Raw genomic sequence first — 18,432 nt, 5'->3', positions numbered from 1 at the left:
TCAATCACCTTATTTGATTAGCCCAACTTAAAGACTGTGTAAGCTCTGAGGAAAACTCACCAACCAACATTTGCTCAATGGTTTGAGTTTCTTGAATCATTTGCATCGCCATGCTCATTCGTTGATGTGCCGTACTTTCCATTTGGGTCAGCTCAAGACGAGCTTGCGATAAATCCGTTTGAAATTCTTTCATCATGGACGCTGGATAATTCACTACTCCAGATGCTTGTTTTACAAGCTGTAAACTGTCGCTTAAATAACGAAATAAAATATCTATGGCGATTGGTTCTGAATAGCGGGTGGTATCCATGACCGCACTGTCTTTGATTAAAGCCATTTGTACGCTCACCATTTTCATGATGGGATATTGTGTGGATTCAATAAGCCCGATAACCTCAGGGGTTTGTTCTTCATTGGATTTAATTTTCAAAGCCATGTCCAAAATCAAATCACGTACCTTTGAAGCCAAACCATGATCCGTATCAATATTGGTTGTAGTTAATGTTGGATTTAAGCAATTAACCAATTCATCACATTTATAAATTGAAACATTCCCACCTCTTAACAGACCACTAATCAAATTATTGTTGCTCACTAGAGAGGCCAAACGTTGTACATGAACCCCATCTTTATCACGGGTAACAATAACCGTTCCAGATAAAGTCATCATCAATTGCGCAAGTTCTTGATCATTGGCGAATAACCCGTTCTTATGTAATGCATTCCAAACGAGATTTGTATTATCGATGACCTCATCATTTGATTTATTCTCGTCAATGACACGATCATAATCATAATTACCAGAACCTTTTCCACAGCCCTGACGTGCTTCAGCCCAGTCTGAAAAAATATTTTTGGAATGTCCAATCGCTTGGCAAGCGTGTTGTTGTGCCATACGAGTGCGTGGAGCTAACCCCAAAACAGCACTTTCTGCCACTGCACAGGAATTTTGGTTTGTTTGGTTCACCCAGGTAGCAATATTTTGTAATTTTGTCCCCACATTTCCTAATAGAGGTGTTGCTTGCTCTAAAGCTAATTGAAATGCCAGGCCTTGAGAGTTATTTAATACATTTTTTGTGAAATCTACGAATTCTTTACCTTTAATGTGTGAAAATCCGCCCATAGTAATGTCAATGCCACCGCATCCTGCAGAAACTTTAGGCCAATTAACTCGCATGATTTGTAAATTTTTGATGCCACTACGAACGTATAAATTCCCACCGGTATAATAGCCTGCTTTTTGCGATTGATAAGCACGAGGATTTGTCACATTAACCCCCATATTCAGTGACTTAAAATAACTCATTAAATCATTACCAATCGCGCCTTCTGTTTCTGCATAAGCCTTCCCCAAAAGTGCAGCTCCGACCAACACCCCAATAGAGATAATTCGTTTCATAACACCACCTGCGTGCCATTAGATTGATTTATTTTGAGAAGCCTGTTGGTTAATTCCATCTCATCAATAGCCCCTTCAGTCACAAGATGCGCCTGTTCATTTTGAGGATCAACTAAAAATAAAGAAGGAAAAACCGTCACTTGGAATAATTTAGATTGCCCCTCATCCAATACCGCATAAGGAAAATCGGGCAAATACCCTCCATCCATTGAAATGGCAACTACATTAAATCCATAGCTTTGACTCCAATGTTTTAGAACAGGAGCAAATCGTTGACAATGAGGACAGCTTGAACTAAAGAAAAAGAAAAACCCTTTCTTTTGGGACAATGCATGAAGCGAATTCTCATTCGTCAAAGCATAGGATGAGAAACAAAACAAACTCATCACCAACAATAGTGTCCATTTAGCGCGCATTATAATCTCCAAATTGAAAGGTCTTGATTGCCATTAAAATGTGTTCTTTAAGTTCTGAATGGCTTATTAATCCGTAGGCAATAGGCATTGGTTTATGAGAGATAGGATTTAAAGCAAACACAGCAGGAATGTGTTTCACACCCATTTGGGACGCCTCACCTGAATCCATGCGTGAATTAGGCAACACAGGGGAAACACTTTGTGTCATTGCAACTGGAGTTAACGGCAACTGATAACTCATCGAAAAATCACGAATCACCTGAGCCATGCGCTCGCTGTATGGCTCTCCTGCTTGATAAAAATAGATTAATCCCGAACTTTGGCGTATTAATGTAATTGCCTTTTCCTTTTCAAGGTTACTTTGATTGTTATATAAATCACGCGCAGCACCATTACTCGGATTAACTAAGCTCTCATCCTGATCCGGATTTAATAATAAATCGAGCATCCATTTCTCAGAAAACAGATTGGCCTGCGCCACCACTAAACGCTGCATTCGTCTTGCTTGAGCAATATTTTGAGGTGTTGGATTCAAAATAGCCTTGGCACGAGCTTGCTGAACACGTTTTCCAATCAATTTCCATGTTCTATCGGGATCAGCAACACCATTAATAGGAGGAGCAACAGATTGTTGTTTCTTGGTTCTTTTTTTAACCGGCTCTTTGGGATCTTTATGCCAATACCACCCAGCTTCATGCTCGTTCAAATACGAGTGACTTGCAAAAACAAGCGTATTAAGCAATAACATCAACACTACTAAAAACCATTTAACCATTGATGTCTCCTTGACTATAAAAACCCTTAAGACGTTCACTTATACCGTTAGCAGTCTGTTGGTAATCCGGTTCCTTCATTCTTCCTTTAATGTCCTGATAAAATTCAGAAAAATCGATGTGTTCAAACTGGATTAATTGCATTTGCTGCGGCGTAATCCCTGAACAATTTGAATATTGACCATATCCAAAGCTAATCCCTAATTGATTGCGACGGCCTTGTTCCTGAACGATACGCGCTAATTTGGATTGGAAGACACAAAAGGTTTGATGATGCTCCACACAAACAGATCCCCCTGGGAATTTTTTTCGTTTGTAGCAATATCTACCGGTGGGAACTGCTAATTTATTTTCTCGATTTGTTCCTAATTTCTTTTCCTCATCACTGCAATGCGCAAGATTCAGATCAATCCCCCATCCTTCATCACGACAGCAATTGGCCACGTTAAGCATTAAATCGGAACATTCCATTTTTTGGCCTTGAAAAAGGTAATTAGCGTTTCCATTGAACGTTTTCGATGCATCTGCCACTGCGGATAACGAAGACATGGCTTTTTTAAATTCATTTTCATCTGACGGATTATAGGTATGCGTACTGCAATCACCCTCTAAACAAAAAGCATCCTGCCCACAAATCAGTTCATTCTCGGTACATTGGTTTAACGGACATTGATACGTTTGTTGATACGTCATGCATCGTCCATCTGTCTCTTTGACACATACGGAAGCCGATTGCTCACACCTATCTAACTGAGTTGAGTCACAGGTATTTTCTCCTTGTCCCCCACAACTGTAGGACGCGCGTTCCTTCCAACAAGCACGGGTAAATGGGACTTCATTGATTACACGCGTTTGGTTGGGTTCAACACAACTTAATGGTTCGCTAACATGACAAAACCCTTCTTTAGTTTTTTGTTCTAAATGCTGGCATTGATTATCCCAGTACTCTTGGCTTTGGTTGGATTCCACCGTCATGGATACGGTGTGTGTATAAGGTACGTTGCAACGTCCGAATCGGCATTGCCCTACTTTTAAAGAAAGGGTTTTATCGGTACAACTTACCGTTTTTTCAACGACAACTAATCCCTTGTTGTCCGTAATACTAATTTTTACTGAGGTACACTGTTCAGGAAAGACTATGGCGGATGCGACTTGAGAACCTTGATATAGGGTATAGCAGGTGGATTGTCCCTGTGTGCAAGTATCCATTTGGTTCAAATCAATGGATATTGTATAGGGGCTATACTTCCTCCCACGATGTCGAAGGTATAGACTGTAATTTTCAGCTTTATAGGGAACCACCTCCAAACGAAGATGTTTTGCACAATGCAATATTCCGGTTGCTTTACTGCTCAAGCAGGTTTTTTCTTGCCAAGTGTACTGGCACTCTTGGGGTTTTAAAGTACAGGTCGTTTTTTCAGTATTTTCCCCACGCATAATGGCGTCTCCATGTTCGGCAATTTGATCAAGCTTTTGCATGGATTCTGAATTTGGATTAATGCGATAGGAAGGCCGCTGACTAAATCCTTCGACTACCTCTTTTCCCATTGTATTAGTAAGCATCTCCGATTGAGCATCGGACTCAAGACGAGTATGTTTTTGAGTCACTCCGCCGTAATAGTGTTCTTGAGGTAAATTGGCTTGATATCCTGGAATATCGTATACATTTAATGACGTTAAAAGATCAACTGAATACTGTTGATGAGTCGATGCAAATTGTTCTCCATCTTTGTAGGATTGATTCACATTTTTTGCATGACTTTGAGCAAACAAAATCATCACAATGAGTCCTAATATACACTTCATTTCCAGCTCCCTTCCAAGCGATTTATCATCCGTGTTACGCGTCTATCATCTACTGGCTGTGCTTCATTGATTTTTCCCAAGGCATAATTCAACGAGACATCCCCATAAAGCACATCAAAAGCTATAGGTTTACAATCCATATTGGAGGGGCATTCTGGAATATGTTTGGCATAAACCACAGCAGGAACTTGTTTAATGCCAAACGTTTGAAACAAAATAGGATCCAACTGCATCCCAATCCCCACTTTTTTACTCAACTCCTGTATTGCGCTCATCGTCTCTTTAAATGAATTGTTAATCAGACCACGAATCACAGGCGTTGCCCCACTGATTTTGCACTGAAGCAACCAAGACTCAAGACTCTTGCCAGGCATGGAAAATGACAAAAAAACCACGACATGACTTACTTTTTTTAAATGCGTACTCATCGATTCTGAGCGCTCAAAACGCTGCCTTAACTCGGTTGTATACTGAGTCATTTCTTGTGATTGGTTATAGGGTGTAAGTCCTTTGCTAATTTGCTGAATATCATTCCCATACTCCTTAGCACGAATACTCGCCTGTCGTTCAATCTGAGAGAAATGTTCTATTTCTTGGGAAAACGCAGGATTAATTCCATTCAAAAGGAACGTGCTCAAGGTACTAACCAACAGTATTTTGTTCATCACTCATCCCTCAATTAAAAAGCACAACAGTTACGCTTTCGCCAAATCAGATAGCCAAAATCTTCGCCTTTATACGGGTATTCATGCCCTGCTTCCCACAAAGAAGTAGCACGTCCCAAGGGATAACAAGAACCTGTAGTAGGTAAAGGATTAACCATTTGATAGCGGTATCGTGATTTAGGAAGAATGGGGCTGTAATGCGAAGAACAAATTTTAGTATCCAAAAAATTATCAGCAGCGATTGAGTCCGATAAAAGCCCCTGACGATGCATTTTGAAATTCATGCGCTCAGATAACAAGACAGAAGCCTGTACACCACCCACATGCTCTTGCACATGTCCTGTAAGGGGATACATACTTCCTTGCGCACCTGCACACCAAAACAATTTATCTATCGGACTGTCCACAAGAGAAGTTGCAGCATCCGCCGCACATGATGCTTGAGCGGGTAAAGTCCCAAATAAAACCGCCTCAGGATTGATGATGAACCCCAACTCGTCATCATTCCACATGGCATCTAATTCGCTAGGATAGGCAATGTCAAAATCACCTTGTTCCACACAAATGCCATCGGTTAAAACATTCAACCAATACATCAATGGAAATTTGTACCAATGCACATGATAAAACGACTGATTGGATAAATTACTGTCTGTTTCAACAGTGCCTTTGCGGTAATATTTACCAAAATTTAAGGAAATACCACCTAAGTTCACTAAACAAAAAGGTGTTCGGGTGACATCAACCAAGTTGACAGGTTCCCAATAGCCTATAGTGATTCCAATACGAGGGATTGGATTTCCAGGACATTGACATACAGGATATTCAGAATTTTTTGTATCTGGCAAATGATTAGAGGAAATCAAGTTGCTTTGACCAAGACTAAAAGGAAAAAGACACGACCAACACACATCCGTAATGGGATTAACAAAACGACCATGACACGTACCCGCAGACACCATACCTGACATGAATAAAGTAATTACGAAAACAATTGATTTCATAAAGACACCTCTTCAATTTGTAATCGGTTTCCAACTTGATAGACGAGTGCAGGAACATGAGTGATTTTAAATTTTTCACATAAAAAGCCATTTAGATCAAAATAAACGGCTTGCTTCATCTGATTGACCGTATGTTTTATAGAACCCGATATCAGAATAAGTTTTACCTTGGGATGCTTTGTTTGTTCTTGCATAACCCAAGCAACTTGCTCTGTATCATCACCATTAAACAATAACAGTGTGCTACTTAGATTCACGCGATCCAAAGGATTAACAGTAGTTCCTTTGGGTATAATGATATTCCCTTGCGCATTCTTCACATCGTAAGGAACTGTTACTGCCGGATTAAATAGCCACGTTCTATCTGAAGTAGCCCTGGGTAGATTAAGCGGTTGAGGTCGGTTAATATGCTTTTTAACTGTTTTTTTAAATTGATTTTGTACTCGTTTCCACTCTCCATTTTCTTGCATTGATTTCATTTTTTGTTGGATGTACTCCATAAAATCCATTTCAGATATCACAAACGTTTTACCAAAAACCCCTAAATCTTTTGCATAGGCACAAGGCAAGTACACGAAACAAAGAATGATTAGAATGGCTTTCATGATTCAGCCTCTTTTTGAATCATGGAAATTACCGTTTGTGTGTAATCCGTGCCGCCTTTAATCACAGCCTCTTTGGGCAAAATAATCAGTGACTGAGAGCGAGATAATTCGTTTAATGATGCCTCTAAACGATAAGAAAAAGATTTTATAGCCGTTTCTTTTTCCTGTTTGGAATGGTTGTTCTTAGCTTCATTCCTGACAAACTCAGAAGTGATTGCTACAATATCAACTGTTCCAATGTTTTTCGGTTTCATCAACCAGAAATTAAATCCCTGAAGAATCAAAAGCGGAACACCTATCGACAAAACTGTACTCAGTACTTTATTCATAACCATATACCTCTTGAGCCACCTGAGAGAAAGCTTCATGCTTTGGAATGCCTTGAGATCTTAGCCGTTTTAACGCTTCGACTTCTGTACCTCGGGTAGAATTCACTATTCGAGAAAAAGGTTCGACAATAAGACGATGAACGGTAATATTCTCTTCGCAAATCATTACAAATTCAGAATATTCATTAGTGATTTTTAGACTGCGTATTAATCGTTCACCATAAGGATCTAATTGATTACTTTTTTTAAGTACATCAATCGTACTTTTTGAAGCACCTAGAAATATTTTAAAAAAAGCATTGTCATAGCACATTTTTGCGGTTGGATTATTCTCATAATCATCCATTCCATGAGCAATCGTAATAAAATTACCCCCATATTTGGGAGCCCGACGATACCCTTCATTTGCAAAATTAGCATTTCCATTTTTTCCATCATCAGCAAGATGCTCATAGGCCTCGTCCATTAAGCAACTTTTAGGGATGTCTTTGGGTTTGTAATACATTGCATTACCGACTTGATACATCAACAGTTTAGATACGATTTTTTGTAGCTCTTTATTTTTATCTAACCCGCCAAGCTCTAAAAGGACTAAATTCTTACTAAAATCAAGCGAACAAGGCGGTTCAAAGTACCGGCCATACCGTCCGTCCTTAGTATAGCTATGCAATAATCGTCCGAGATTCTTAGAAATAGGATCTTCATTGAGCTCTAAATATTCTGCTATTAACGTAATCGTGGTGGTGTTCTTATATTTAAGCCACATCATCTCAATGGCTATTTCAATATAACTACGCTCTTCATCAGATATATTTCCTGAAGGTCTTGCCATCATTCCAACGAGCTGTATGAGTTGATTGTGTACGTCTTTAAATGCCGTATCATCTTTTGCATGAGCATCGATTGTTGAAAACATATTGAGGCTAATGGGATTTTCATGGGTAAAATCAATCATTTGCCCATCAAGAAGATCACATACTTTGGCATAGGATCCCCCTACATCAATGATATAGACAAACCCTCCTTGGGATAAAAGGCTTTGAATGTAATCATTCATTAAAAATGATTTACCTTTCCCAGGTGGGGCAATAATGACTACATTGTAATTACGTACCACATTGTCAAAAAAATAAATGGGAGTGAACTGTCCTCTGCGTTGAGGATATATTTGCGCGAATCGACCAGATCCTTTCCATTCTCCCTGGATAGGTAATAAATTGACGGTGTTAAAACTTGTAAGAGAACGCAGACGCCCAAATGATTTGTAATCATCAAACATGCCTTCAGCAGGAGTAAAGGGCATAGAGGCGAGTAGCGTTTGTAACTGTAATCCAGAAGGTGTTCGTAAATCAAAATGACTGCTTTTGAAAATATCTTTTGCACGTCTCGCATCACGGCGTGCATTTTGCGGTGTGGTGTATAACAGAACATTGTAATAGGAATCAACAAGCGAATCCTCACTATTCAAACGTTCCCTTAATTCTTCGATTTCAGCATATTTTTTATTAAAATTCTTAACCCATTTAGCAATAAAGGGTTGCTTTGCATTTTGCCCTTCATCGGCATATTTTGCATCAAGTGCTGCCATCACTTTATCTTTATCTTTAATCCGTACAACAAAGCTAAAAAGAAAGGGACAACCAATTTGCAATGAGGTATTAAACATTTTTCCAAAGAGATCGCCCATCTGCCATTGCATCGGTGTTTTTGGAAATTGTCTTACTGATAAACATTTGATCACTTGCGTGCTGTCTTCACGCTCTATATCAATTTGATGCGCCTTGACGCGCATTTTTGCTTCTATGTCAGAAATTTGATGACGTATTTCAGTATTGGGATTGTACTGGGTTTGATCTTCATAAAGCCCATCTGTTGGAAAAAGCCATTCTCGCTTTAAACTAATTACCTGCTCAACGGTAAGTTCTTGACAGGCAATATTAATTGATTTCAAATTGTTTTGAATGTCTTCACGTAACGTACCTAAAACCAATCGATCATCATCAATCGACTTTCTTGGAATAGAAATGCATAGGAACAATCGAAAATCCCGTAAAATAAAATGGCTTTCTTTAGTTAACGAGCGATAAACGCCTTTTCGATAAAACTCTGCGCGACGATGCGCTAAAGCATTTAATACCTCACTTCCTTGATTACGTTGTCGCTCCATCTCATCAATCATCGGGCCAATTTTGGGTGACGCCCAAAATAAAGCGTGCAAACAACTTTCAGGAGGAAGAATGTCTGTTAACAGGCTGGATAAAATCGTTACTGTCTCTTCACTTGCTCCGATGAGCGTGGAACATTCAAACATGATGTGGGAAGATTCTTTATAAGAATAAATATCTTCTTGTGCATCATATACTTCATCAGGAAGATAAGAAGCCAAACTGTACGCATCAAACAAACCTTCTATTTGTTTTCGAGCATGCGTTTCATTTATTCCTAGTTCATCACGTAACGTTTCCATCAATGCACTAAAACCATGACTTAAAAACGTAGCCGAGTTTTTCAGGGAATTTTTTATTTTTTTAATCGACAAACTCATCATCCCCTCCTTATTTGAATGCCCTGGGTGGATTTTGAATCCAATGTCCTTTCTGAACGACACTATAGACTTGGCTTGCTTGGTGGTAGCTTCCTTCGGTGTCCTCATAAGGCGCAATCCATACGCGCATGACTCCTTCACCATAACGCAAAGGATCTCCAGGCCTTCCCTCCATAACCAGAGGATTACGATTAGGTGCTACTGCTAACGACTCCTGCGTGACACCTCCTTCTCCATTGATTAAGTCGTATACTTGATCCATGCGTTTGCACGATCCTCCGTTAGGTGCTGGACAATCAAACTCTGAATTCACTTTGGTACACCCGGTGAACATCAAACAGCTCAAAATAAATCCACTCATTAGTATTTTCATCATATGTCCTTAAAAAGCCTGGAGAAATTTCATTTTTTCATTAATTGTGTTTATACGAAGGCGTCGAAATGTGGCTAAACTCACTGCAAATGAAATGCCCCCTGTTACAACCGCTGGATTCAGATTACTTAACACATTGCCATTTTTTATTAGTTCTATTGGAAGAAAAATCCAAATCAACTGAACGATTAGTTCCATACAGGTAAGGAAAAAATTTCGATACGATTTATTGTTCCTATAAAAATCTGCCATAGTGACCAGTGTTGCGCACGAAGACAGCGAAAAATAAAATCCTGAGCCTAAACCAAGGCAAAAAAGATATTGAGGCCATTGGTGGTGCCACAGTTGCTGAACAAGCTCTTTAGGGTTTGTGGAAAACAAAATGGAAAGAATTAGCCCAATAAATAAATAATAAACAAGGAATAACCCCATCAAAAAATAGGCTCTTCTTGACCAAAAATCTGTTGTTTTATTCATGATTAATACTCCCTATATTTAAATTAAAATGAGTGTTCTTTATAAAATTGATTGGCTGCTTTTTCTTCAGGAGTTACATCAGGAGCGCCTTCAAAATGAGCATTTGGATTTCTTATCTCGCTAGGATTATCTGGAGCTAATGTATCGGTACCCCCATCCAACCAAAACCCTTTAAGAAACACGACATCTACGACCACTTTAGGAGGTAGTTGAATAATAGGGTGGTACATTTCCGCACGTTTAATATTGTATTGGGCATACATTTTTGCCGAACCTGCCGCACCAGCGGAAGCCGCAGCAAGCGGTATGCGGCTTGGATTAACCGTTGACACGCTTCCTAAAGGAGAGGTACTGTATTCGCTAGAATATTGTTGGCCAATATTTCCCATGCTTTGCCAGAAACTACCCCAAAATGCTTTGTTTACCATGGGTTCTTCTCGCCATACTGCACGACCTCGAATACCATTTTTAGAATCTGAAACAATTCCGGTAACCTGAGTATCAATACTTGTTCCATCCGAATGAATGCAACTCAAGCGTTCCATTCTTATCTTTCCTCGCTCACTTGAAATATCCCCAATAACCGCACCACTAACAAAGCAATCCTTTAAATGTGATTTATGACCATTGGGCATAATTCCATCATCAAGAATTTGAAACATCATAATGTCAGGATTTGCCTGGCTTAGAACTCCTGCCGATACATCTGCCCCTTGAAGAACCACTGCTTTAGCAAAGGTATTCGAAAAGACATAATTATCAGGAGTTTTAATGCGTGATTTGGCTCTTTTTTGCAGTTTTGCCGTATATTGAATAAATCCTGAATCAACCTCCATCATGTTGTTCTTTCGATCTTCACCAGCCCGAGGTAACATCCCATTAGTTACTTCACCTTGGTGTAGCTCAGTACCTAAAGGCAGTGGCTTTTGCATTTGCAACTTAACCATTTGTTGCTTGAGTTCGGTCAATGCTGCTTTCATTTCAGAAATTTCTTTCTTTTGAGACTGAATTACTTTCACTTGCTGTTGTTTGTCCACGCCTAATGCTTTGATGCTTTTATCGAAAATCTGAGATTTTTCTTGCTCTGCCTTCCATGCATTTTGTGCTTTTTCAATCCAATGGGCTTCATTACTCGTTGCCGATATTGGGCTTGCCAAATTATGTTTTTTGAAGTTCTCTTTGTCCGTTTCTTTATTCGGAGTTGTTTTACTGCCCCAAAATGCAAACCCTGCAATAATAAGAACAATGAAACTAATTACGATACCCAAAAGGATGTGTTGTTTCTTTTTTAATTGACGAGACATATTAGCTAATCCTGTAAAGTCTGGTGGTTTCAAAAGGAATCAAATGAGTTTTAGCCAGTGCAATTGCTTTCGTTCCAGGCCAGTTAAACGAAGATTCACGAATGTCTAAAGGTCGATTGGTTATATTTTTTAACTCAAAAATTTCACCCGTTAATTGATTGCCCTCAACCGTTAAAAGCCGCTTAAGTTGTGTTATAGGAGATTTATAATAAGAGGTTGTTTTAGGAATGGTTTGTGTAAACCCTTCCGGCAAAGTGCCATTCACTAATGCCTTGATAAAATTAACTAATGATTTTTCATACCCTGAGGTCTTGGGGGCTAATGCACGTATTACAGGCTTTTTATGAATTTTGAATACAATGGTTTGAGAAGGAATTGGTTTTGGATCCACATGTACATTATAAAACATCCCTTTTTCAGTGAGTACGTTAATTGTAAACGAACGTGTATGATATAAAGGAGAAGGCAAGAACGTAAGGATCCCTGTTGATTCGTCAATTAACTTACAGTTTGCTCTCCCATTGCATGCATCAACCAAGGTATTTCCAGGTGCTTTAATTTGCGAAATCCTGTCATCCTCCAGCATAATGCTGTTTGGCTCTTTAATGGATGCTTTAATGGAGATGTCTTCATAATTTCTCACTGTTTTTATTTGTGCTCCCATGACCTCAAAAGCAAATAAAGTTAAAAATAATGTAATCAAAGTTTGTTTCATTTGGACACCTTGGAAAGATTCATAATTTTTAATTGGCCATACTCATAGGAATACTGTACTAAGAAGATTTCCTTAGTTTCCGACATCATTTCTACGCCGACAAAACGCTTCATCAATCCTGAAACTTTGACGCTTAAATGCTTGTTATCGATGTCATAGGTCATGGGATAAAAAACACTGGATAAATGCTCATGGGTAATTTGCTCTACTTCTTTAACCAATTGCGCACGCATATCGCCATAGAGCGAGGGAGACACATATCCTAAAAAGGAATTAAATTGGAGTGCTGCTGAGCTGGAGGTCACGTTAAAACGAAGCTGAGTCAAAAAATTAGACATGTCTCTTAAGTACCCATCCGAAACACCGGTTCCTGATAGGGTAAATTCCTGTGAAATTTTTGGTGGTATAAAACGAATGTCGTGCTTACTGTGTGCGTAATGTAATAAAGCGCCTACAGTAATAGATTGTATTAAAACAACCGCCAACAAAACGCCACTTAGTGATAGCAATAAGACCTTATTCTTTTTCTCTTTAGATAATTCCGATTTTTTATACTCAATCTTCATTGTTACCCCAAAAATTCTCTAATCCAAGATGGTGGCGTTGCGCGCAATTTTGGGGACAATGAAAAGAACCAATAAAATAAATGTACATAATAATAAGGTCCTTCATTTCCTTTAATACGCCGCATTAGAAATAAAAACACACAGGCCAAAATCATTGAGGTGACTACAAACCCACAAACGAAACCCAACACATAAATTGTGAATACAGCCACAATCACCTCATCAATTGTGAAAATGATTAATCGATAAGGTTCATTGAGAAACTGAGGGGTCTTGTATTTTTTGTAGTCCTCCATATCAAATCCCTGCCAGTGCTGCTACAACGTTTAAGAAAATAGCTACCCCACCTACAGCGCCTAACGCCTTAATATTTCGAGTAAAAATTAAGGTCATAATGGCCGCAACCGCCTCCCCAACATAAAGATAGGTTTTTATTGATCCGTTATACGTATCTTTAACGGTTGGTTCGGCAGCCGATAACGCATCCTCAGCAAAACTTCCCTGAGCTATGAGGAAAAGCACCATCAGAAATAAGATTTTCCCATGGTGGGCTTGAATAAAATGAATTACATTATTTTTGTATTGAGCTAATAGTGCCATGTTGTTTCTCCTTTTTTATAATCACTTTTTGTTGGTAACTGCACGGAAAATACGCATCCCCACACACATAATAACGAGGCGGATTAAACGTGGTTTTCTCTCCTTGCCTAAAATCAAACACAGGTAAAGGCTTGGGCATTACCTGTGTTTGGCATGAACTTAAAAGCATGATAGGCAGCATCAATAATCCGCTTTTGTGTATTTTCTTATTTATCAGCCCATATGACCCTATAAAAGAACCAATGTGTTTTAATCTAAGACTCATTACTTTTTTCATGGTTGCTTGCTCTTTTTTAAACAAAACGATCCCCTAGACCAGAATTTCAGCCTATATTTTTATCTTTATGTTTTTTTCTCGGTAGAATTAAGTAATCAAGTAATCACTTACAAAAACTTCGACTTCATGACCTGTTGTTTTGATTTCCTTCATTATCGGATTAATCAATGAATAAAATTGTGTACAGTAGGCACGATTGTTTTTTATTTCTTGCAGTTCTAATTCTGCATATTTAATTGCAGTTAAGATCCTTTCGGGTTTTTCTAATTTGAATTGTTGACCTGTCAATTCTAAAGAACGAGCAACGCTTTCAATATCGCCAACGCAATGGCTATCAGGATTTAATCGCACTAAGCTCCGCAAATGATTTGATATATTCATGCATTGGCTCGCTATATGTTGGCTATTAAGCTCAGACGCATAACAAAAATTTTGTGATAAACCGCATAAAAATAGTGCTGACAGAGCTGTTATTTGTTTCAACATGACGCATTCCTTCTCTTGATTTTCCTAAAAAATTTCGGAAATGTTTTTAACTAATCCTTGCTCTAACGCCCCACGCGCATCAGAAAACTTTAAATTCACTTTATCCGCATTGGATACAATACGAATACGATATTTTTGATATTGACTTGATTTCGAATAACTTTGTAATGTAGTACTGGATGAACCATTAGCTATATTAGATTCGAATTGCTCTTTTACCTGTACCCCCTTTCCTACGCGTTCACTGATTAGAACGTCAGTAATCATTGTGTAATTAACGGCTTTTACCAGTGAATCAGCAGCTAAACCTACCAGACCTCCAGCAACTCCTCCTGCTATCATTCCTGAGCTGCTATTAGAAAACGAACCTAAAGCAGTTCCTGCTACAGCTCCTGCAAATGCAGAACCATATCCTCCACCAAGTGCTGATTCACTGGCAGCAACACTCATTTTCCCAACTTTGAGAATATTAGCTTGCAGCAAGTAATGCGCAAGATTAGGCTGGCTTACCACTCGATATCCTTGATTGCTTAATGCTGTTTTTAATTGATGGGTTATATCAATCGATTCATCTGATGTGTTTTTGATGGATACGTAAATCGTTTTTTGAGCCTTGGAAACGGGTTCGAGAAACAGAGGCTCACTTTGTTTTGTGCTGACCTCCAGGGTGCGGTGCTCCAATGCCGTCTGTGTTGCAGCACAGCCGGTTAACACCGCAATCGTTCCAGCTAATAAGACTTTAGACATCTTTTTTTTATTTGCGTTCATGCTTAATCCTTTTTTTCCTGAATTTTATTTTTATTAAAAACTTCCAAACGATTCACAGGTATTGATTTTGGCGCAGAAATACCAACGTCAACCGTACCATCCAAATTTTTTAAAATGGTGATACATATATCCGTACTGATCATGATGCTTTCTCCTTTTTTCCTAGATAAAATAAGCATGAGCACCCTTTATAGTATTTTTAAACCATTTATTGTTTTTTTAAAATCATATATGGTTTTGCTGTTCATTTCAATAACATTGAAATCATTAATTTGAATTTTTTTTAATAAAGTGGTATTTTTGGAACAATTAAACTTATTTTATGAGAAAAATTTATCATGACATTATTGGTTAATATTATTGGTGCTGGTCACCTAGGAAAAACAATTGGGCATTTACTTGTTAAAAACAAACTAGTAAAGATTGGATCTATTTGCAATAGATCTGAGACAAGCTCTATAAACGCAATTAAATTTATTGGTCAAGGTAAATATTGTCCAACAATTAACGAATTACCACATGCAGACATTACATTTATAACAACGCCAGATGATCTAATATCAGTCACTTGTGAAGAATTAAGTAAAAATAAATTTATAAAAAAAGGCAGCGTAGTTCTTCATTGCAGTGGTTCTATTACTTCCGATGCATTAATTTCAGTTAAAGAACGGGGTTGTTATGTAGCAAGTGTTCACCCTATGAGAAGTTTTGCAAAGCCTGAGTTAAGTGTTGAACAATATGCTGGAACCTACTGTGCTATAGAGGGGGATAAAGAAGCCTTTCCTTATGTTCATTCTCTTTTTAATTCTATAGGCTCAATTACCTACGAAATAGATAAAATAAAAAAATCTTCATATCACGCGGCCGGTGTTTTTGCTTCAAATTATTTAGTTACTCTTGCACAACAAGCCCTTTCATGCATGAAAGAAGCTGGCGTTGAAAATGAAATGGCAATGCACGTTATTACAAATATCATGCGAGGAACTGTATCTAATCTTGAAAAAACCTTGTCACCAGAACAATCCTTAACAGGGCCAATAAAACGAGGTGATATTTCGACGATCATGAAACATATAGAGTCTTTAACAGATGTAGAACAAAAACATTTATATTCTACCCTTGGCAAAGCGACACTTCATTTAACTGATCATAACACAGTAAAAAAAGATAAAATTACGAATGCACTTGCTGTTCGGGATGAAGATTTATTAAATAACTCCATCCCCTTTTTTAAAAGTCGTCTTTAATAAAAAAATTGGGTTAGAGTTTCAAATCTAACCCAATTCATTTTTTTTACCTATTTTACCAAAAGGAATAAATCTCATAATTTTGGCTCTAATGTCTTTTGATGCCTGCTTTTTATATTTTTTAGCATTAACACCTTCTCTAAAGCCTACTCTATAACCCAGATCGTGCGCATCCTCACTTCTCATATCTTTAATCATTTCTCTAGTAGATGAGATGTTTTTTTCTGAAAATCGACATTCTTTTCCAGAAGAATCTCTAAGCAAAATAGTTCCATTTCTATCTATTTCTAGAACTTGATACTTACGTTTACGTTCTTTAATTGTGTAATCTAAACGAGTAATTGTAACGGCATCTTGAGGACTTAAACCAATCATTGCACTAGGATCAGATAATAACTCTTCGGTTGTATATTTTGGAAATGCGCTTTTGCCAACTAACTGCATAACACATATTTCATGACCATGTGATTTACTATAAATTATATCTTCTAGTCGAAGAGTATATTCTGGTTCTAGTTTATTTACTAAACTACCAAAATAACTTATAACATTACTCGCCTTCATACAACTAACTCCTAATTAAAACCATCCTATTTAGACGAAAATTTATATTAATCCAATGTTGTTGGTAGCCTTATTGTCAGCATTATAATTATACAAAAAAGGATTGTAATTTACCCCATGGTCAAATACATCACTTTTTTCCCATTTTTTTACTTTTGAAGCAATAATTGAAACTATAGGTGCTGCTAATAGAGCAAATATAAGCTTGTAATACCATACACTAAGAATTATTTTCCATATTTCAATTGGACTTTTTAACCCCACATACAATGTGGCATAGGCCACAAAGCAAAGAACAAATTCACTAATTGAACTAGACAAAACTGTCCTTATCCAAAAACGTTTTCCATTCATCCATATTTTAAACTTTGACATTAAAAATGCATTCGTAAACATTCCACTGGATACTGACATGCAACTTGTAATATTAGTTCTAATAATATGTTTAAAGGCTTCATTATAATGAATGTTATCTATGTTATCTGTTGGACTAGGAAAATTTACTGCCAACGTTATTAAAATTCCAAATATAAACTGGCAAACAAGTGCATTCCAAATTAATTTTCTTGAAATTTGGTAACCATAAACATCCGCAGTTAAATCACCTAATGAGAAAACAACTGGAATAATTAATCCGCTAACAGGTACGACAGTTCCAAATAAATTAGTCATCCTAAATGCTGTTATATCACAAACTATAAAAATAGTTATAAATAGCATCATAAAAAAATACACATAATTATATTGATTGTAATTTCTTGGACGCACATAAAATTGCGGTGTTTTAGATTCTTTATCTTTCACAACTTACCTATATGATTCAATTGATTTTATAACTACACCTAAAATTTTATAACTCTCATAATGCTTCATGTCTCCAAATCCAGGATTAACCGGTTTAAAATAATAATCATTTCCATCTATAAATATCTGCCTAAAAACAGGTGCATCTTCTTCGCCACTGCCTAAACAACAAAGAACATAATCGCCTTCGACTGGTTTAAGATTTGGATCAATAATTACAATCGAGTTACTTTGAAATGCCGGTGCTAGAGCATCACTATTTATCGAAATACCAAATACATTTTCTCCAGTTATCCCTGCTGCACCAATAAACTTTAATACTTTCGCATTTTTCCTTCCACTTGCTATATCTTCCAATGAATAAACGGAGATGTGTACTAAATCACCCATTTTTTTTCTATTTTGATAATTTGGACTGGACATATCTTCATAAAGAAATGCATCCATGTCGACTCTAAAAAAATCGAGCAATGGTTCAATAGATGACAAAGTTGGATTACTTCCATCTCTTCGCAATCTAGCTAATGTTGCAGGAGGCACACCAGTTTCTATAGACAAATTTTTGATGTCCAAAGCATGTTGTGTAAGTAAATAAGTTAAATTTGAACTAAGAAACAGTGCTTTTTTTCCTTTTTTGGTATCATGTATCATTTTGACCGATTGAATTAGGATTTTGATTAAAAAATAACAGAATATGGTTTTTAAATCA

Annotated in this window: 24 protein-coding genes; 1 reads left to right on the top strand and 23 read right to left on the bottom strand. The window is 37.5% G+C overall.

Annotated features, from left to right (window positions below):
• Positions 1-4 precede the first annotated feature (4 nt).
• The 20 genes from LFA_RS17990 to LFA_RS19655 form a co-directional block, all read right to left on the bottom strand.
• Positions 5-1,399: a conjugal transfer protein TraH gene (locus tag LFA_RS17990; RefSeq protein WP_045097824.1), complete on the bottom strand. Its 1,395-nt coding sequence runs from the start codon at positions 1,397-1,399 to the stop codon at positions 5-7.
• Positions 1,396-1,815: a conjugal transfer protein TraF gene (traF, locus tag LFA_RS17985; protein WP_045097823.1), complete on the bottom strand. Its 420-nt coding sequence runs from the start codon at positions 1,813-1,815 to the stop codon at positions 1,396-1,398. The genes LFA_RS17990 and traF (LFA_RS17985) overlap by 4 nt, the downstream gene beginning before the upstream one ends.
• Positions 1,805-2,590 (bottom strand): type-F conjugative transfer system pilin assembly protein TraF, encoded by a 786-nt coding sequence (gene traF, locus LFA_RS17980; RefSeq protein ID WP_045097822.1) that lies wholly within the window; start codon positions 2,588-2,590, stop codon positions 1,805-1,807. The genes traF (LFA_RS17985) and traF (LFA_RS17980) overlap by 11 nt, the downstream gene beginning before the upstream one ends.
• Positions 2,583-4,394: a type-F conjugative transfer system mating-pair stabilization protein TraN gene (traN, locus tag LFA_RS17975; RefSeq protein WP_045097821.1), complete on the bottom strand. Its 1,812-nt coding sequence runs from the start codon at positions 4,392-4,394 to the stop codon at positions 2,583-2,585. The genes traF (LFA_RS17980) and traN overlap by 8 nt, the downstream gene beginning before the upstream one ends.
• Positions 4,391-5,059, bottom strand: coding sequence for a type-F conjugative transfer system pilin assembly protein TrbC (gene trbC, locus LFA_RS17970; RefSeq protein WP_045097820.1), 669 nt, complete (start codon positions 5,057-5,059; stop codon positions 4,391-4,393). Before trbC ends, traN begins: the two co-directional genes overlap by 4 nt.
• Positions 5,060-5,073: 14 nt before the next feature.
• Complete coding sequence (gene traU / locus LFA_RS17965) at positions 5,074-6,063, bottom strand: conjugal transfer pilus assembly protein TraU (protein WP_045097819.1); 990 nt, start codon at positions 6,061-6,063, stop codon at positions 5,074-5,076.
• Positions 6,060-6,668, bottom strand: a complete 609-nt coding sequence (gene traW / locus LFA_RS17960) for a type-F conjugative transfer system protein TraW (protein ID WP_045097818.1) — start codon at positions 6,666-6,668, stop codon at positions 6,060-6,062. Before traW ends, traU begins: the two co-directional genes overlap by 4 nt.
• Positions 6,665-6,997 carry a TrbI F-type domain-containing protein gene (locus tag LFA_RS17955; RefSeq protein WP_172653505.1) on the bottom strand — a complete coding sequence of 111 codons (333 nt, stop codon included), beginning with the start codon at positions 6,995-6,997 and terminating at the stop codon, positions 6,665-6,667. Before LFA_RS17955 ends, traW begins: the two co-directional genes overlap by 4 nt.
• Positions 6,990-9,545: a type IV secretion system protein TraC gene (gene traC, locus LFA_RS17950; protein ID WP_231865959.1), complete on the bottom strand. Its 2,556-nt coding sequence runs from the start codon at positions 9,543-9,545 to the stop codon at positions 6,990-6,992. Before traC ends, LFA_RS17955 begins: the two co-directional genes overlap by 8 nt.
• 7 nt (positions 9,546-9,552) lie before the next feature.
• The gene (gene traV, locus LFA_RS17945; RefSeq protein WP_231865958.1) at positions 9,553-9,918 is read right to left on the bottom strand and encodes a type IV conjugative transfer system lipoprotein TraV; all 366 of its coding nucleotides are present in this window, start codon (positions 9,916-9,918) and stop codon (positions 9,553-9,555) included.
• A 6-nt stretch (positions 9,919-9,924) separates the two neighbouring features.
• Positions 9,925-10,392 (bottom strand): hypothetical protein, encoded by a 468-nt coding sequence (locus tag LFA_RS17940; RefSeq protein WP_045097814.1) that lies wholly within the window; start codon positions 10,390-10,392, stop codon positions 9,925-9,927.
• Between the two features lie 23 nt (positions 10,393-10,415).
• Complete coding sequence (locus LFA_RS17935; protein ID WP_045097813.1) at positions 10,416-11,696, bottom strand: TrbI/VirB10 family protein; 1,281 nt, start codon at positions 11,694-11,696, stop codon at positions 10,416-10,418.
• 1 nt (position 11,697) lies between these two features.
• The gene (gene traK / locus LFA_RS17930) at positions 11,698-12,411 is read right to left on the bottom strand and encodes a type-F conjugative transfer system secretin TraK (protein WP_045097812.1); all 714 of its coding nucleotides are present in this window, start codon (positions 12,409-12,411) and stop codon (positions 11,698-11,700) included.
• Positions 12,408-12,977 (bottom strand): type IV conjugative transfer system protein TraE, encoded by a 570-nt coding sequence (traE, locus tag LFA_RS17925; protein WP_045097811.1) that lies wholly within the window; start codon positions 12,975-12,977, stop codon positions 12,408-12,410. Before traE ends, traK begins: the two co-directional genes overlap by 4 nt.
• 2 nt (positions 12,978-12,979) lie before the next feature.
• Positions 12,980-13,273 carry a type IV conjugative transfer system protein TraL gene (gene traL, locus LFA_RS17920; RefSeq protein WP_045097810.1) on the bottom strand — a complete coding sequence of 98 codons (294 nt, stop codon included), beginning with the start codon at positions 13,271-13,273 and terminating at the stop codon, positions 12,980-12,982.
• A gap of 1 nt (position 13,274) precedes the next feature.
• The gene (locus LFA_RS17915; protein ID WP_045097809.1) at positions 13,275-13,577 is read right to left on the bottom strand and encodes a hypothetical protein; all 303 of its coding nucleotides are present in this window, start codon (positions 13,575-13,577) and stop codon (positions 13,275-13,277) included.
• Positions 13,549-13,878 (bottom strand): hypothetical protein, encoded by a 330-nt coding sequence (locus LFA_RS17910; protein WP_045097808.1) that lies wholly within the window; start codon positions 13,876-13,878, stop codon positions 13,549-13,551. The genes LFA_RS17915 and LFA_RS17910 overlap by 29 nt, the downstream gene beginning before the upstream one ends.
• Before the next feature lie 63 nt (positions 13,879-13,941).
• Positions 13,942-14,340: a hypothetical protein gene (locus LFA_RS17905; protein ID WP_045097807.1), complete on the bottom strand. Its 399-nt coding sequence runs from the start codon at positions 14,338-14,340 to the stop codon at positions 13,942-13,944.
• A 24-nt stretch (positions 14,341-14,364) separates the two neighbouring features.
• Positions 14,365-15,108 (bottom strand): complement resistance protein TraT, encoded by a 744-nt coding sequence (locus tag LFA_RS17900; protein WP_045097806.1) that lies wholly within the window; start codon positions 15,106-15,108, stop codon positions 14,365-14,367.
• Between the two features lie 2 nt (positions 15,109-15,110).
• Entirely contained in the window at positions 15,111-15,251 is a 141-nt protein-coding gene (locus tag LFA_RS19655; protein ID WP_230305024.1) for a carbon storage regulator, read from the bottom strand.
• Between the two features lie 195 nt (positions 15,252-15,446).
• Here LFA_RS19655 and LFA_RS17895 point away from each other — a divergent pair, with 195 nt between their 5' ends.
• The gene (locus tag LFA_RS17895; RefSeq protein WP_045097805.1) at positions 15,447-16,355 is read left to right on the top strand and encodes a Rossmann-like and DUF2520 domain-containing protein; all 909 of its coding nucleotides are present in this window, start codon (positions 15,447-15,449) and stop codon (positions 16,353-16,355) included.
• Between the two features lie 27 nt (positions 16,356-16,382).
• On the opposite strand, the gene LFA_RS17890 is transcribed toward LFA_RS17895, so the two are convergent.
• Genes LFA_RS17890 through LFA_RS17880 form a run of 3 tightly spaced genes read right to left on the bottom strand, consistent with a single transcriptional unit; the run spans position 16,383 to position 18,374 of the window.
• A complete protein-coding gene (locus tag LFA_RS17890) occupies positions 16,383-16,919 on the bottom strand; it encodes a hypothetical protein (RefSeq protein WP_045097804.1) in 537 nt (178 codons plus the stop codon).
• 42 nt (positions 16,920-16,961) lie between these two features.
• Positions 16,962-17,723 (bottom strand): VUT family protein, encoded by a 762-nt coding sequence (locus LFA_RS17885; protein WP_045097803.1) that lies wholly within the window; start codon positions 17,721-17,723, stop codon positions 16,962-16,964.
• Between the two features lie 3 nt (positions 17,724-17,726).
• Positions 17,727-18,374: a LexA family transcriptional regulator gene (locus LFA_RS17880; RefSeq protein WP_045097802.1), complete on the bottom strand. Its 648-nt coding sequence runs from the start codon at positions 18,372-18,374 to the stop codon at positions 17,727-17,729.
• Positions 18,375-18,432: the final 58 nt, after the last annotated feature.

The organism is Legionella fallonii LLAP-10 (genome assembly GCF_000953135.1).
GTDB lineage: Bacteria > Pseudomonadota > Gammaproteobacteria > Legionellales > Legionellaceae > Legionella > Legionella fallonii.
Note: the sequence above shows the minus strand (reverse complement) of the source record. Positions and strands in the feature narration are given on the sequence as shown.

Bases quoted from the DNA above. Each gene is read 5' to 3' on its own strand.
- trbC (WP_045097820.1), bottom strand. From the start codon at position 5,059: ATGAACAAAATACTGTTGGTTAGTACCTTGAGCACGTTCCTTTTGAAT.
- traC (WP_231865959.1), bottom strand. From the start codon at position 9,545: ATGATGAGTTTGTCGATTAAAAAAATAAAAAATTCCCTGAAAAACTCG.
- traF (WP_045097823.1), bottom strand. From the start codon at position 1,815: ATGCGCGCTAAATGGACACTATTGTTGGTGATGAGTTTGTTTTGTTTC.
- LFA_RS17905 (WP_045097807.1), bottom strand. From the start codon at position 14,340: ATGTTGAAACAAATAACAGCTCTGTCAGCACTATTTTTATGCGGTTTA.
- LFA_RS17940 (WP_045097814.1), bottom strand. From the start codon at position 10,392: ATGAATAAAACAACAGATTTTTGGTCAAGAAGAGCCTATTTTTTGATG.
- LFA_RS19655 (WP_230305024.1), bottom strand. From the start codon at position 15,251: ATGATCAGTACGGATATATGTATCACCATTTTAAAAAATTTGGATGGT.
- traN (WP_045097821.1), bottom strand. From the start codon at position 4,394: ATGAAGTGTATATTAGGACTCATTGTGATGATTTTGTTTGCTCAAAGT.
- traV (WP_231865958.1), bottom strand. From the start codon at position 9,918: ATGATGAAAATACTAATGAGTGGATTTATTTTGAGCTGTTTGATGTTC.
- LFA_RS17955 (WP_172653505.1), bottom strand. From the start codon at position 6,997: ATGAATAAAGTACTGAGTACAGTTTTGTCGATAGGTGTTCCGCTTTTG.
- LFA_RS17895 (WP_045097805.1), top strand. From the start codon at position 15,447: ATGACATTATTGGTTAATATTATTGGTGCTGGTCACCTAGGAAAAACA.
- traE (WP_045097811.1), bottom strand. From the start codon at position 12,977: ATGAAGATTGAGTATAAAAAATCGGAATTATCTAAAGAGAAAAAGAAT.
- LFA_RS17880 (WP_045097802.1), bottom strand. From the start codon at position 18,374: ATGATACATGATACCAAAAAAGGAAAAAAAGCACTGTTTCTTAGTTCA.
- LFA_RS17915 (WP_045097809.1), bottom strand. From the start codon at position 13,577: ATGGCACTATTAGCTCAATACAAAAATAATGTAATTCATTTTATTCAA.
- LFA_RS17935 (WP_045097813.1), bottom strand. From the start codon at position 11,696: ATGTCTCGTCAATTAAAAAAGAAACAACACATCCTTTTGGGTATCGTA.
- LFA_RS17990 (WP_045097824.1), bottom strand. From the start codon at position 1,399: ATGAAACGAATTATCTCTATTGGGGTGTTGGTCGGAGCTGCACTTTTG.
- traF (WP_045097822.1), bottom strand. From the start codon at position 2,590: ATGGTTAAATGGTTTTTAGTAGTGTTGATGTTATTGCTTAATACGCTT.
- LFA_RS17890 (WP_045097804.1), bottom strand. From the start codon at position 16,919: ATGAAGGCGAGTAATGTTATAAGTTATTTTGGTAGTTTAGTAAATAAA.
- LFA_RS17900 (WP_045097806.1), bottom strand. From the start codon at position 15,108: ATGAACGCAAATAAAAAAAAGATGTCTAAAGTCTTATTAGCTGGAACG.
- traL (WP_045097810.1), bottom strand. From the start codon at position 13,273: ATGGAGGACTACAAAAAATACAAGACCCCTCAGTTTCTCAATGAACCT.
- traU (WP_045097819.1), bottom strand. From the start codon at position 6,063: ATGAAATCAATTGTTTTCGTAATTACTTTATTCATGTCAGGTATGGTG.
- traW (WP_045097818.1), bottom strand. From the start codon at position 6,668: ATGAAAGCCATTCTAATCATTCTTTGTTTCGTGTACTTGCCTTGTGCC.
- traK (WP_045097812.1), bottom strand. From the start codon at position 12,411: ATGAAACAAACTTTGATTACATTATTTTTAACTTTATTTGCTTTTGAG.